This window comes from Bacillus sp. z60-11 (assembly GCF_046464135.1).
Lineage (GTDB): Bacteria > Bacillota > Bacilli > Bacillales > Bacillaceae > Bacillus > Bacillus sonorensis_A.
This window is the reverse complement of record NZ_JBIYSN010000002.1, coordinates 500,454-514,059: the sequence shown is the minus strand read 5'-3', so window position 1 is coordinate 514,059 and position 13,606 is coordinate 500,454. Positions and strand designations below refer to the sequence as shown.

The window sequence follows — 13,606 nt, the reverse complement described above, 5'->3', positions numbered from 1 at the left end:
AAGTGTGCTATAATAACCTGTAATCTATCAGATGGACAAGGCGGAAGACCTGTCCCAAAGCGCATTTTTTACATATCAGATGCCCGGTGTGACACCCGGGCTTATATAAGCGCCGGGCGTGTTGATGACCGGATAGCGGCTAAAAGGGGCAGCATCCCTTTAAGCACCGGTATGAAGCCCGGCTGAAAGCTTGACTTTTTATAGGGTAGAGGTGTTCATTTTGAAAATATCAACTAAAGGCAGATACGGGCTGACGATTATGATTGAGCTTGCCAAAAAGCATGGGGAAGGTCCGACTTCATTGAAAAGCATTGCCCAGACGAACGATTTATCAGAACATTATTTAGAACAGCTTGTTTCACCATTGCGGAATGCCGGCCTCGTGAAAAGCATCCGCGGCGCATACGGCGGCTATATTCTCGGTGACGATCCTTCGGCGATTACGGCGGGGGATATCATTCGCGTCTTGGAAGGCCCGATCAGCCCCGTTGAAGTGCTTGAAGATGAGGAGCCGGCCAAGCGCGAGCTGTGGATTAAGATCCGCGACGCCGTTAAAGAAGTGCTTGACTCGACGACGCTCGAGGATTTGGCAAGCTACACGGAAGGCGATCAGGAAGCCTATATGTTTTACATTTAAGATCGAGGTGTAATCTAGGATGGAACGGATATATTTAGATCATGCAGCAACGTCTCCGACTGACCCGCGCGTCGTCGAAAAAATGCTGCCTTACTTAACGGAAAACTTCGGAAACCCTTCAAGCATACATTCTTTTGGAAGGGAAAGCCGGAAATGGCTTGATGATGCAAGAGCGATGATCGCTGAAGAAATCGGAGCGCATCACAATGAAATCGTTTTTACGAGCGGCGGGACAGAAGCCGATAATATGGCGATTTTAGGCAGCGCGCTGGCGAGAGAAAAAGAAGGCCGCCACATCATTACAACCAAGATCGAGCACCACGCCGTTCTCCATACATGCAACAGGCTGGAGGACATGGGGTTTCATGTCACATATCTTGATGTGGATAAAAGCGGACGGATCTCGGCGGAGCAGGTCAAAGAGGCGCTGCGCGACGACACCATCCTTGTCACTGTGATGTACGGAAACAATGAAGTGGGAACGATTCAGCCGATTGAAGAAATCGGAGCGCTTTTAAAAGATCATCAAGCCTTGTTTCACACAGACGCTGTCCAGGCGTTCGGCTTTTTGCCGATTGATGTAAAAAAGAGCCATATCGATATGATGTCTGTCTCCGGGCATAAATTGAATGGTCCCAAGGGGACAGGCTTTTTATACGTCAATGAGCATGTGAAGCTCACCCAGCTCCTGTTCGGAGGCGAACAGGAACGAAAACGCCGTGCCGGAACGGAAAATGTCCCGGGCATTATCGGGCTGAGGGAAGCCGTCTCGCTTGCAAAACAGGAGAGAGACGAAAAACGCGCGCTCTACCGTCGATTGAAAGACATCATCACCGATACGCTTGAGACGGAAGGGGTCTCATTTGCTGTAAATGGAAGTGTCCGGCACAGCCTGCCGCACATTTTGAATTTATATTTTCCCGGGGTATCGGTTGAAGCGCTGCTTGTCAACTTGGATATGGCGGGGATTGCGGTGTCGAGCGGGTCGGCCTGCACCGCCGGATCAGTGCTGCCTTCCCATGTGCTCTCCGCCATGTTTGGCGAGGATGCGGACCAGCTGACATCATCGATTCGGATCAGCTTCGGCTTCGGCAATACGGAAGCTGAGGTAAAGCGGGCCGCAAAAGAGCTTGCGGACATCGTCAAGCGTTTGTCATAAGCTAAAGATTCGCATCAGGTGCGGCAATGATGATATGATCTGGAATGACAAGTTTTTGAATTGATTTATTGGAGTTGATGGAAATGGCGAAGCGGCCTGAGGATACACGCGTAGTCGTGGGGATGTCAGGAGGCGTAGACTCATCTGTGGCAGCTCTGCTGCTGAAAGAGCAGGGCTATGATGTCATCGGAATTTTTATGAAAAACTGGGATGACACAGATGAAAACGGTTTTTGCACAGCGACGGAAGATTATGAAGACGTCATTAAAGTGTGCAATCAAATAGGCATTCCATATTATGCGGTAAACTTTGAAAAACAATATTGGGAAAAGGTCTTCCAATATTTTCTCGATGAATATAAAGCGGGAAGAACCCCGAATCCCGATGTCATGTGCAATAAAGAAATTAAATTTAAAGCTTTTTTGGAGCACGCTTTATCCCTTGGCGCCGATTTCCTCGCCACAGGCCACTACGCGAGAGTCGACCGCAGCGGGAACCGCGTCAAAATGCTGAGAGGTCTTGATGAAAATAAAGATCAAACCTATTTCTTGAACCAGCTGACAGAGGAGCAGCTTAGCAAAGTGCTGTTTCCGATCGGAGAGCTGCAAAAAAGCCGCGTCAGGGAAATGGCCAAAGAAGCGGGACTCGCGACGGCGTCGAAAAAAGACAGCACTGGGATCTGCTTTATCGGCGAACGGAATTTCAAAACGTTTCTCAGCCAATACCTCCCTGCACAGCCGGGAGAAATGCGGACGATGGATGGCGAAGTTAAAGGCCGCCATGACGGTTTGATGTACTATACGATCGGGCAAAGGCACGGGCTTGGTATCGGCGGAAGCGGAGAGCCTTGGTTCGTCGTCGGAAAAGACCTGGAAAAAAATATTTTATATGTTGATCAAGGCTTCAGCAATCCGCTCCTATATTCTGATCAAATTACGGCGACAAATGTCAGCTTTGTACATGAGGGCGCATTTGGCGGCGAATCTGAACTCGCCTGCACAGCTAAATTCCGCTACCGTCAACCCGATACCGAAGTCACTGTCAGAATGACCGGAGAAGGTGAAGCGGAAATCGTCTTTAAAGAGCCTGTCCGCGCCGTCACACCCGGGCAAGCCGTCGTTTTTTACAAGGGCGACGAATGCCTTGGCGGCGGAACGATTGACGATGTGTATAAAGACGGACAACAACTGTGGTATGTATAAAGAGGGCATTCCGGGAAAATAAAGGGCCCCGGGGCTCTTAACGGCTGTCGACACTGTCGACGGCCTTTTTAAAATAGAGGACGAAAGGGAGAGGGCGTTGGACTACAACCAAACAGGAATTGAAGCCATGCAAAAAGGCGATTTTGAAAAAGCGGCGGAAGCCTTTACAAAAGCGATTGATGAAAACAGCGGCGACCCCGTCCCGTACATCAATTTCGCGAACTTGCTATCAGCGGTCGGCGAATTGGATCGGGCGCTCAAATTTTATGAAAGAGCGGTCAGCCTTGATGAAAAAGCCGGTGCGGCTTATTATGGTGCCGGAAATGTATATATGATGAAAGAGCGTTATCAAGAAGCAAAGGACATGTTTGAAAAAGCACATCGGACGGGCATGGAAAACGGCGATCTCTTTTATATGCTCGGCACCTCGCTGATGAAACTTGAGCAGCCGAAGCTTGCGATGCCGTATTTGCAACGGGCGGCCGAGCTGAATGAATCGGACCATGAAGCGCGCTTTCAATACGGGATGTGCCTTGCTAATGAAGGGATGCTTGACGAAGCGATTGAGGCTTTTTCTAAGGTTACAGCCCTTGATCCATCCCATGCGGATGCTTTCTACAATTTAGGGGTCGCTTACGCATTTAAAGAAAATCGCCAAAAAGCGCTTGACATGCTGAACAAGGCGATTCAAATCCAGCCTGACCATATGCTGAGCATACGTGCGAAACAGCTGCTTGAAGAGGATTGAATCCGTCTTGTCAGGCCAAAGCTAAAAAGGAGGGGGGAAAAACGTGAAACAGCCTCAAAATCCCGGGCAAATGCAAATGGAAGAAGCCTCTTTTCTGAAAGGGACGGTAACGGGTGTCATTTATCATAATGAAACAAACCTCTACACCGTCCTAAAAGTAAAAGTGCAGGAAACATCGGAGTCTTTTGAAGAAAAAAGCGTTTCAGTAACGGGATACTTCCCTGCGGTCTTTGAAGATGAAACCTATACATTTTACGGAAAAACCGCCTCCCATCCGAAGTTTGGCCTGCAATTTCAAGCGGATCATTTTAAAAAAGAAGTTCCCACGACAAAAGAAGGCGTCATTCAGTATTTAGCAAGCGATTTGTTTGAAGGCATCGGCAAAAAAACGGCCGAAGAGATCGTCAAAAAGCTTGGAGAGGGTGCGATCAATAAAATTTTAGAGGACGCTGCCGTCCTGTATGATGTGCCAAAGCTCTCCAAAAAAAAGGCGGATAAGCTTGCCTCAAGCCTTCAGCAGCATCAGGGACTTGAGCAGATTATGATCTCCTTGAGTGAATTCGGCTTCGGGCCGCAGCTTTCCATGAAAATTTACCAGGCATACGAATCGGAAACCCTTGATAAAATCCGGGAAAATCCGTACCAGCTTGTCAAGGATGTGGAAGGCATCGGCTTTATCAAGGCAGATGAACTAGGCGGAAGAATGGGGATTTCAGGCAAACATGCCGAACGGATCAAGGCGGCGCTTTTATATACGATTGAAGCGGCATGCCTTCAGGAAGGACATACGTACATAGAAACCAAGCAGCTGATCATCGAGACGCAAAAGCTGTTGAACCAGTCGGCAGGCGATGAGAAAGTGACGGAAATGGATGTGGCGGATCAAATCATTGCGCTTGGCGAGCAAAAAGAACTTTTCGTAGAAGACGACAGATGCTACTATCCATCGCTTTACTACGCTGAACAAAACTTTGCCAAAAGAGTCCGGAAGATCGCCGAACAGACCGAATACGATGAGCAGTTTCCCGAATCTGAATTTCTGCTTGCTTTAGGCGAGCTTGAAGAGCGGATGCAGGTTCAATATGCACCAAGCCAAAAGGAAGCGATACAAAAGGCGCTGATGTCGCCGATGCTGCTTTTAACAGGCGGCCCCGGCACGGGTAAAACGACCGTCATCAGAGGAATCGTTGAATTGTACAGCGAGCTTCACGGCTTGAGTCTGAATCCCGCTGATTATAAGAAAGACGAAACCTTTCCGTTTGTATTGGCTGCGCCCACAGGAAGAGCGGCAAAACGGATGAGCGAGTCGACAGGTCTCCCGGCTGTCACGATCCACAGACTTCTCGGCTGGAACGGCGCCGAAGGTTTTACACATGATGAAGACAACCCGATCGAAGGGAAGCTGGTCATCATCGATGAAACGAGCATGCTTGATATATGGCTGGCCAACCAATTGTTTAAAGCGATTCCCGATCATTTACAGGTGATTATGGTCGGGGATGAAGACCAGCTCCCGTCCGTCGGTCCTGGACAGGTGCTGAGAGACCTGCTCGCATCAAACGTGATCCCGGCTGTCAGACTAACCGATATTTACAGGCAGGCCGAAGGGTCGTCCATTGTGGAAATGGCGCATGAAATGAAAAAAGGCTACCTCCCGAAAAATTTGACGGCGCCGACGAAAGACCGCTCTTTTATCCGCTGCCGCCAACAGCAGATCAAGGAGGTTGTAGAAAAAGTCGTCAAAAATGCGCTGCAAAAAGGGTATTCAGCACGGGACATTCAAGTGCTTGCCCCGATGTACAAAGGACCGGCCGGTATCAATGAATTGAACTTGACCCTGCAAAACATCCTGAATCCGCCGAAACCGAAGGGCAGAGAAATCAAATTCGGGGAAGTCGTATACCGGACGGGCGATAAAATTCTTCAGCTTGTCAACCAGCCTGAACACAATGTATTCAACGGCGACATGGGCGAGATCGTCTCCATCTTTTATGCAAAAGAAAACACGGAAAAAGAAGATATGGCGGTCATCTCTTTTGACGGCAACGAAATCACATTTACCAAAAAAGATTTTAACCAATTTACACATGCGTATTGCTGCTCGATTCACAAATCGCAGGGCAGCGAATTCCCGATCGTGATTCTTCCCATTGTCAAAAGCTATTACAGGATGCTGAGAAGAAACCTGCTGTATACAGCCATCACAAGAAGCAAAAAATTCCTGATTTTGTGCGGAGAAGAGGAGGCTCTTGAATGGGGCGTCAGAAATAAAGAATCCTCGGAACGGCAGACGTCTCTTAAAAGAAGGCTGCAACAGGCCGCCCATGAAGAAGATGAAGAGCTGATGGCGCTCCAAAAGGAACTGCCTTTCAGCGTATTTGACGCCAATATCGGAATGGAGGGTGTCACACCGTTTGATTTTATGGAAGAAGAGGCGGAATAAGGATCTTTTCATGGAATCCATTACATCGTATGAGTCCCTTTCTTGCGGCAGAAGCTAAGACTGTTCGACAAAAGGTGGTTGATCACACTTTGAGAACATGCAATGAGCTGGAAGGGCTCAATGTTTATGATAAACAGTCTTCTCTTTTGCTTGGGATGGTGACGGATATCTGTTTTTCGCAGGAAGGGACATGTCTCGGATTTATTATGGAAGAAAAACGGCGGTTTTATCATCATCGTTCCCTTCTTCCGCTTCCCGCTGTCACGGACATTACAACAGACGGCGTATATGTTGATTTCACCGAATTTAAGCCGATGCACATCCCGAAGCAGGCTCTATCCTACGACCAGCTGAAGCAAAAAATGGTCAAAAACGGCTCTGGTGAAACACTGGGGATGCTGGAAGATGTATACTTTTCTTCAGACTCGGGCATAATCGTAGCATATGAACTATCAGACGGTTTTTTTGCCGATTTGTCAGGCGATAAAAAGCAAGTTCAGTCATCAGGAGAACCGCTTGAAATAGGCAGAAACACAATCGTCTTGAATGAATAAGAGGTGTGTGTTCAAATGCTTATTTGCCCGAACTGCAAAAGTAAAAACATCGGCAAAATCGGTGTGAATCAATATTATTGCTGGGGATGTTTCATTGAGCTGACCCTTTCAAAAGGAAAAATTTCAACCCATCAAGTCGAAGAAGACGGAACATTGAGCAGCCTTGACGATCTGTTTACAGATGACGAACGTACGATTAACCTTTGAATGGGGGTTCGTAATTTGAATCGGACAATGACTTCTCTCATTTCTTTAGGAGCCGGAGCTTTGATGTACCGCATGATGTCGCAAAACGACATGTTGAACAGACGGAACATGAGAAAGCTCAGAAGACGCGTCATGAAAATGTTTTAACACCCTAAGGGTGCCCTTATGACAGGGCATCCTTTTTTTCTTGGGGAATAAATACAAACAGATTTCAAAAGCTAACAAGGGGTGAAAAAAATGCTGAAAAAACCGCTGCACCTTTTAATGTGGATCACAATTTTCATGCTCTTATTGTTGACCGTCTATATCTTTTTGCAGCTCAGAATGATCTGGGAGCCGGCGTGCATTTTACTCAAATCGATTTTGATCCCTCTGGCGATTGCGGTTTTTATCACTTATCTGCTTCTGCCCATCGTGGAAAAAATCCACCGCGCGGGTGTGCCGCGGACGCTGAGCATCTTGCTGATTTACTTCTTGTTTTTCGGGGGGCTCGGCTATGCCTTTTACAAAGGCGTCCCCATTTTCATCAAACAGCTGACCGAGCTGTCTGAAGGGATTCCCGTCCTTGCTGCATCTTATGAAAACATGCTCGAAAAACTGCATCACCATACAGATGGCTGGCCTGACGGGATGCATGACAGAATCGACAAGTATGTCGATCAGACCGAAGAATTCGTGGGAAGCTGGGCGGAACGGACGATTACAAGCATCCGTTTTGTTTTTGACTATATGCTTGTTGCGGCTGTCATTCCTTTTTTGGTGTTTTATATGGTCAAAGATATTGATGTGATGAAAAAAGCCGTCTGGTATTTAACCCCTCGTTCGTGGAGGAAGAGAGGCGGCGCGTTTATCAAAGATGTCGATGATTCGCTTGGAGACTATATCAGAGGCCAGCTTTTTGTCTGCCTTGTGATCGGCTTGGGCGCAAGCCTCTCGTTTTGGTTTTTCGATCTGCCCTATCCGCTGATCCTCGGCCTGATTATTGGCGCGACGAACATCATTCCTTATTTCGGTCCGGTCATCGGCGCGATTCCAGCTGTGATGATTGCCGCCGCGCTGTCCGCGAGACTGGTTATCGTCGTCATAATCACCATTTTGGTTTTGCAGTTTATTGAAGGCAACATTCTCGGGCCGCTTGTTGTCGGGAAAAGCCTTCATATGCACCCTGTCGTGATTATGCTCGGGCTGCTTGCCGGCGGCGAATTGGCCGGAATTATCGGCATGATTTTAGCCGTGCCCGTAATGGCTGTTTTAAAGGTCATGTTCGCCCATTTTCTGGCGGCGAGAAAGGCTTGAATGAAGAAGATTGACATTCCCCTTTTCGTTGTCTATAATGTCGAAATAGACATACATACGTATCTCGTTTGACGGATCCGAGTATACTGAAGCCCTGTTTAAAAGAGAGAAGCTCCGTGCGGTGAAAGAGCTTTAAGCAGAAGAGCAGTAGAAGCTAATCCTGAGTGCAGGCTTAAAACCTGCCGTTTCATCCGGCGTTATTCGGATATGAGGTGATGGGCGTTCTTTTTGCCCATAATCAGGGTGGTACCGCGAGATGGAGCTCTCGTCCCTGTGTAAACGCTTGTTTGCATGGGGCGGGAGCTTTTTATATTGCATGTGAGCAACTAAAGGAGGAGTTTGAATATGAAGGTGTTAACATCCGCACAAGTGCGGCAAATGTTTTTAGACTTTTTTAAGGAAAAAGGACATGCCGTTGAGCCGAGCGCTTCCCTTATTCCGCATGAAGATCCTTCACTGCTTTGGATCAACAGCGGTGTAGCGACGCTGAAAAAGTACTTTGACGGACGGGTTGTCCCGGAAAATCCGCGCATCTGTAATGCGCAGAAATCGATCAGGACAAATGACATCGAGAATGTCGGAAAAACGGCCCGCCACCATACGTTCTTTGAAATGCTCGGAAACTTTTCGATCGGTGATTATTTTAAAAAAGAAGCGATCGAATGGGCATGGGAATTTTTGACTGATCCGAAATGGATCGGCTTCGATCCTGAGCGCCTGTCGGTGACGGTTCATCCGGAAGACGATGAAGCCTACGATTTATGGGCGAAAAAAATCGGTGTTCCCGAAGAGCGTATCATCAGGCTTGAAGGGAACTTCTGGGATATCGGGGAAGGCCCGAGCGGACCGAATACCGAAATCTTCTATGACCGCGGTGAAGATTATGGAAATGATCTGTCTGATCCGGAACTTTACCCGGGCGGGGAGAACGAGCGTTACCTAGAAGTATGGAACCTTGTGTTCTCCGAGTTCAACCACAATCCTGACGGAACATACACACCCCTGCCGAAGAAAAACATTGATACAGGGATGGGTCTGGAACGGATGGTTTCCGTCATTCAAGATGCCAAGACAAACTATGATACAGATCTGTTTATGCCGATCATCAAGGCGACAGAAGCCATTTCAGGAGAAAAGTACGGCACATCTGCTGAAAAAGATACGGCCTTTAAAGTTGTCGCCGATCATATCCGGACGGCTGCGTTTGCCATCGGTGACGGAGCGCTTCCGTCCAACGAAGGGCGCGGCTATGTCATCAGAAGGCTGCTCCGCCGCGCTGTTCGCTATGCCAAATCAATCAATATCAATCGTCCGTTTATGTATGAACTCGTTCCCGTTGTGGCTGACATTATGGCCGCTTACTACCCGGAAGTAAAAGAGAAAGCCGATTTCATCGCGAAAGTCATCAAAACGGAAGAAGAGCGTTTCCATGAAACATTGAACGAAGGGCTTGCCATCCTGTCTGAAGTCATTCAAAAGGAGAAAGCGAAAGGAAACAGCGTTATTTCCGGAGAAGATGTCTTCAAGCTGTACGATACGTACGGATTCCCTGTCGAACTGACGGAAGAGTACACCGAAGACGAAGGCATGAATGTTGACCATGAAGGCTTCGAACGCGAAATGGACAAGCAGCGCGAACGCGCGCGCCAGGCCCGCCAGGATGTCGGCAGCATGCAGGTTCAAGGTGGCGTTCTCCGCGATATCATGACCGAAAGCGAGTTCATCGGCTATACGGATCTGAAAACGGAAACGAAAATCGCCGAGCTTCTTCAAGACGGAGAGGTTGCTGATCAAGTTCATGCAGGTCAATCCGTCCAATTCATCTTGGAGAAAACACCGTTTTACGCCGAAAGCGGCGGACAAATCGGCGACAAAGGCTGGGTCAGAAGCGGCGATGCTGCTGTCCGCGTCACGGATGTCAAAAAAGCACCGAACGGACAGCATTTGCATGAAGGTACGGTTGAAAGCGGAACAGTTGAAAAAGGGATGATGGTGACCGCTGAAGTAACAAACCGGCTCAGAAAGGATATCGTCAAAAACCATACGGCGACACACCTGCTCCATCAAGCATTGAAAGATGTGCTCGGAACGCACGTCAACCAGGCCGGATCGCTTGTGTCAGACAGCCGTCTGCGCTTTGACTTCTCCCATTTCGGCCAAGTGACGAAAGAAGAGCTTGAGCTAATTGAAGCAAAAGTAAATGAAAAAATCTGGGCTTCAATTCCTGTGCAAATCGATTTGAAACCGATCGATGAAGCGAAAGCAATGGGAGCCATGGCATTGTTCGGAGAAAAATACGGGGATATCGTCCGCGTCGTCCAAGTCGGCGATTACAGCATCGAACTGTGCGGCGGCTGCCACGTGAAAAACACGGCTGAAATCGGCCTCTTTAAGATCGTGTCAGAATCGGGCATCGGAGCCGGGACCCGCCGGATCGAAGCCGTCACAGGCAAAGGCGCTTACGAGGAGATGAACGCCAAGCTCCAAGTTCTCGAGGCTGCGGCAGAAGTGCTGAAAACCAATGTAAAAGAAGTACCAAAGCGGATCGAATCCCTGCAGTCCGATTTAAAAGAAGCCCAAAGGGAAAACGAATCCCTGCTCGCGAAGCTCGGCAACAAAGAAGCGGGAGAGATCCTGGAAAAAGTGAAAGAAATCGGCGGGGTGAAACTGCTCGCGGAAAAAGTCAATGCAAAAGACATGAACCATCTGCGCACAATGGTCGATGACCTGAAAGCGAAGTTGGGTTCTGCCGTCATCGTGCTTGCGACGGTTCAACATGAAAAAGTGAATATTTCTGCCGGAGTTACAAAAGATTTAATAGAGAGAGGATTCCATGCCGGCAAACTTGTTAAACAAGTCGCCGAGGCGTGCGGAGGCGGTGGCGGCGGCCGTCCTGACATGGCTCAGGCGGGAGGAAAACAGCCTGAAAAATTGGAAGAAGCTTTATCTTCTGCAGAAGAATGGGTGAAATCCGTTTTATAAATGACCGATGTGGTGTAGAATGATGATGAGAAGGCAATCAGGCTGGAACTTTGCCTGCGAATTTGGGAAAGAGGTGCAAAACGGTGAGCTCATTTGATAAGACGATGAAATTTAACTTTTCCGACGATTCAATGGAGACAAATGTAAATGAGGTGCTGATAACCGTCCACGACGCGCTTCAGGAAAAAGGCTATAACCCGATCAACCAAATTGTCGGATATTTGCTATCAGGTGATCCCGCTTACATTCCAAGGCATCGAGATGCACGCAATCTGATTCGGAAAATAGAGAGAGACGAGATAATCGAAGAGCTGGTTAAATCGTACTTAGAACAGCATAAAGAGGCGTAAATACAAATGCGAATATTAGGTCTGGATTTAGGTTCAAAAACGCTCGGCGTCGCCCTCAGCGATGAAATGGGCTGGACGGCTCAAGGCATTGAAACGATTAAAATTGACGAAGCGAATGGTGATTACGGCCTGAGCCGCCTCGCTGAGTTAACGAAAGACTATACAATAGATAAAATTGTACTCGGGTTTCCCAAAAACATGAACGGTTCCGTCGGCCCGAGGGGAGAAGCCAGCCAGAAGTTTGCGCAGGTGCTTGAAGACGCGTTTCATGTACCCGTCGTGCTTTGGGACGAGCGGCTCTCGACGATGGCGGCCGAAAAGATGCTGATATCAGCAGACGTCAGCAGGCAAAAACGAAAAAAAGTAATCGATAAAATGGCAGCTGTGATGATCCTGCAAGGATATCTCGACAGCCTAAACTAATGAGGTGATCATGGTGGAACATGGAGAAAAAAACATTACGATTGTAGACGATAAAGGAAATGAACAGCTTTGTGAGGTGCTCTTCACATTTGACAGCGATCAATTTAATAAATCATATGTGCTGTATTATCCAGTTGAAGCACAGGATGAAGAAGAAATCGAAATTCACGCTTCAAGCTTCACTCCGAATGAAAACGGTGAGAACGGCGAATTGATGCCGATTGAAACAGAAGAAGAATGGGATATGATCGAAGAGACGCTGAACACGTTTTTGGCTGATGAAGAAGAGCAAGAATAAAAAAGCTGCCGCAGGGCGGCTTTTTTTTATGAAAACATTTTGTAATAAATTGCCGAATGAATACGAATCATGTAGTATATAGCATGGGAGGAGAGGAGGACTTTAATGTTTGCAGATCAGACTAAAAACACATTTTTTCAAAAACTCCTTAATCATAAAATAAAGTTTTGTCTCGCCGTGGCAGCCGTGCTGCTCATCATTGGCGCGGGCGGTTTTTCTCTATATGTAAAATCCGCACTTGAACCGGTCGATAAAAACAGCAAAAAAATGGTCAACGTCTATATTCCGAAAGGATCGTCAGTTTCTTCCATTGCTGCAAAACTAAAAGAACAGCACTTAATTAAAAACGAAAAAGTGTTCATCGCTTATGTGAAATTTAAAAGCGCATCCGGTTTTCAAGCGGGAAATTTTCAGCTCAGCCAGTCCATGGAACCTGCCGATATGATCAAAAAGCTGACAAGCGCGTCACATGTTCCGGCCTTTAAAATCGTCGTTCCCGAAGGCAGACAGCTGAGTGAAATCGCCGACATCATTGCCGGAGAAACGAACTACTCCAAACAAGAAGTCATGAACAAGCTGGATGACCGTGATTTTATCAACACATTAAAAAAGAAGTATCCGAAATTGATCACGGATGAGGTTTTCAACAAGAATATTAAACATCCGCTTGAGGGTTATCTTTACCCTGCGACATATCCCTTCTATGATCCGGAGACAAAGCTTGAGAACATCATCGAAGCGATGATCAAGCAAACCGATAAACGGGCCGAAAAATACGAGTCGCAGATGAACGATAAAAAAATGTCCGTCCACAAAACGCTGACAATGGCTTCACTGATCGAAGAGGAAGCGACGGAAAAAGCGGACCGCCACAAAATTTCGAGCGTGTTCTATAACCGTTTGGCCAAAAAAATGCCGCTGCAAACGGATCCGACGGTTTTGTATGCGCTTGGAAAACATAAAAGCCGCGTCGTCTATAAAGATCTTAAGGCGAAGTCCCCATATAATACGTATAAAAATACCGGACTCCCGCCGGGACCGATTGCCAACGCGGGGGAATCGTCATGGGAAGCGGCACTTAACCCTGATCAAACAGAATACGTCTACTTTCTCGCCAAGAAAAATGGAGAAGTCGTTTTTACAAAAACACTTCAGGAGCACAATAAAGCCAAATCAAAGTACATCACCAACAATCAAAGCGAGTGAATTCGGACGAAGGAGAGGGAGAGTAAAAAAATACTCTCCTTTTATTCGCAAACAGAAAGGTTTTATGGTAAAATATATCGGGTTGTTTATTCGAGAAAAGA

The 13,606-nt window shown here is 47.4% G+C and carries 14 protein-coding genes; all 14 read left to right on the top strand.

Going from position 1 to position 13,606, the window contains the following annotated elements; all coding sequences use genetic code 11:
• Window positions 1-220: 220 nt before the first annotated feature.
• The 14 genes from cymR (at window position 221) to mltG (ending at window position 13,505) form a co-directional block, all read left to right on the top strand.
• On the top strand, window positions 221-637 hold the full coding sequence (gene cymR / locus ACINLD_RS09455; RefSeq protein ID WP_026588072.1) for a cysteine metabolism transcriptional regulator CymR: 417 nt from the start codon (window positions 221-223) through the stop codon (window positions 635-637).
• Between the two features lie 19 nt (window positions 638-656).
• On the top strand, window positions 657-1,796 hold the full coding sequence (locus tag ACINLD_RS09450) for a cysteine desulfurase family protein (protein WP_026588071.1): 1,140 nt from the start codon (window positions 657-659) through the stop codon (window positions 1,794-1,796).
• 83 nt (window positions 1,797-1,879) lie between these two features.
• Window positions 1,880-2,998, top strand: coding sequence for a tRNA 2-thiouridine(34) synthase MnmA (mnmA, locus tag ACINLD_RS09445; protein WP_277691269.1), 1,119 nt, complete (start codon window positions 1,880-1,882; stop codon window positions 2,996-2,998).
• Window positions 2,999-3,095: 97 nt separating this feature from the next.
• Window positions 3,096-3,746, top strand: coding sequence for a tetratricopeptide repeat protein (locus ACINLD_RS09440; protein ID WP_026588069.1), 651 nt, complete (start codon window positions 3,096-3,098; stop codon window positions 3,744-3,746).
• Window positions 3,747-3,816: 70 nt separating this feature from the next.
• Window positions 3,817-6,189: an ATP-dependent RecD-like DNA helicase gene (locus tag ACINLD_RS09435; RefSeq protein WP_277692935.1), complete on the top strand. Its 2,373-nt coding sequence runs from the start codon at window positions 3,817-3,819 to the stop codon at window positions 6,187-6,189.
• A gap of 89 nt (window positions 6,190-6,278) precedes the next feature.
• Entirely contained in the window at window positions 6,279-6,743 is a 465-nt protein-coding gene (locus tag ACINLD_RS09430) for a PRC-barrel domain-containing protein (RefSeq protein ID WP_026588067.1), read from the top strand.
• A 15-nt stretch (window positions 6,744-6,758) separates the two neighbouring features.
• On the top strand, window positions 6,759-6,950 hold the full coding sequence (locus ACINLD_RS09425) for a hypothetical protein (RefSeq protein ID WP_006637793.1): 192 nt from the start codon (window positions 6,759-6,761) through the stop codon (window positions 6,948-6,950).
• A 15-nt stretch (window positions 6,951-6,965) separates the two neighbouring features.
• A complete protein-coding gene (locus ACINLD_RS09420) occupies window positions 6,966-7,097 on the top strand; it encodes a YrzQ family protein (protein ID WP_077736334.1) in 132 nt (43 codons plus the stop codon).
• Window positions 7,098-7,187: 90 nt separating this feature from the next.
• Complete coding sequence (locus ACINLD_RS09415; RefSeq protein ID WP_410206978.1) at window positions 7,188-8,246, top strand: AI-2E family transporter; 1,059 nt, start codon at window positions 7,188-7,190, stop codon at window positions 8,244-8,246.
• 345 nt (window positions 8,247-8,591) lie between these two features.
• Window positions 8,592-11,228 carry an alanine--tRNA ligase gene (gene alaS / locus ACINLD_RS09410; protein ID WP_410206977.1) on the top strand — a complete coding sequence of 879 codons (2,637 nt, stop codon included), beginning with the start codon at window positions 8,592-8,594 and terminating at the stop codon, window positions 11,226-11,228.
• Window positions 11,229-11,311: 83 nt separating this feature from the next.
• On the top strand, window positions 11,312-11,578 hold the full coding sequence (locus ACINLD_RS09405) for an IreB family regulatory phosphoprotein (RefSeq protein WP_003183920.1): 267 nt from the start codon (window positions 11,312-11,314) through the stop codon (window positions 11,576-11,578).
• 6 nt (window positions 11,579-11,584) lie between these two features.
• Window positions 11,585-12,001 (top strand): Holliday junction resolvase RuvX, encoded by a 417-nt coding sequence (gene ruvX, locus ACINLD_RS09400; protein ID WP_026588064.1) that lies wholly within the window; start codon window positions 11,585-11,587, stop codon window positions 11,999-12,001.
• A gap of 13 nt (window positions 12,002-12,014) precedes the next feature.
• Window positions 12,015-12,299, top strand: a complete 285-nt coding sequence (locus ACINLD_RS09395; RefSeq protein ID WP_026588063.1) for a DUF1292 domain-containing protein — start codon at window positions 12,015-12,017, stop codon at window positions 12,297-12,299.
• Between the two features lie 105 nt (window positions 12,300-12,404).
• Window positions 12,405-13,505: an endolytic transglycosylase MltG gene (gene mltG / locus ACINLD_RS09390; protein WP_410206976.1), complete on the top strand. Its 1,101-nt coding sequence runs from the start codon at window positions 12,405-12,407 to the stop codon at window positions 13,503-13,505.
• The last annotated feature ends 101 nt before the right edge of the window (window positions 13,506-13,606 follow it).

Excerpts from the sequence above, each read along its gene's own strand:
- ruvX (WP_026588064.1), top strand. The coding sequence starts at position 11,585 with ATGCGAATATTAGGTCTGGATTTAGGTTCAAAAACGCTCGGCGTCGCC.
- ACINLD_RS09425 (WP_006637793.1), top strand. The coding sequence starts at position 6,759 with ATGCTTATTTGCCCGAACTGCAAAAGTAAAAACATCGGCAAAATCGGT.
- mltG (WP_410206976.1), top strand. The coding sequence starts at position 12,405 with ATGTTTGCAGATCAGACTAAAAACACATTTTTTCAAAAACTCCTTAAT.
- alaS (WP_410206977.1), top strand. The coding sequence starts at position 8,592 with ATGAAGGTGTTAACATCCGCACAAGTGCGGCAAATGTTTTTAGACTTT.
- ACINLD_RS09415 (WP_410206978.1), top strand. The coding sequence starts at position 7,188 with ATGCTGAAAAAACCGCTGCACCTTTTAATGTGGATCACAATTTTCATG.
- mnmA (WP_277691269.1), top strand. The coding sequence starts at position 1,880 with ATGGCGAAGCGGCCTGAGGATACACGCGTAGTCGTGGGGATGTCAGGA.
- ACINLD_RS09435 (WP_277692935.1), top strand. The coding sequence starts at position 3,817 with ATGCAAATGGAAGAAGCCTCTTTTCTGAAAGGGACGGTAACGGGTGTC.
- ACINLD_RS09450 (WP_026588071.1), top strand. The coding sequence starts at position 657 with ATGGAACGGATATATTTAGATCATGCAGCAACGTCTCCGACTGACCCG.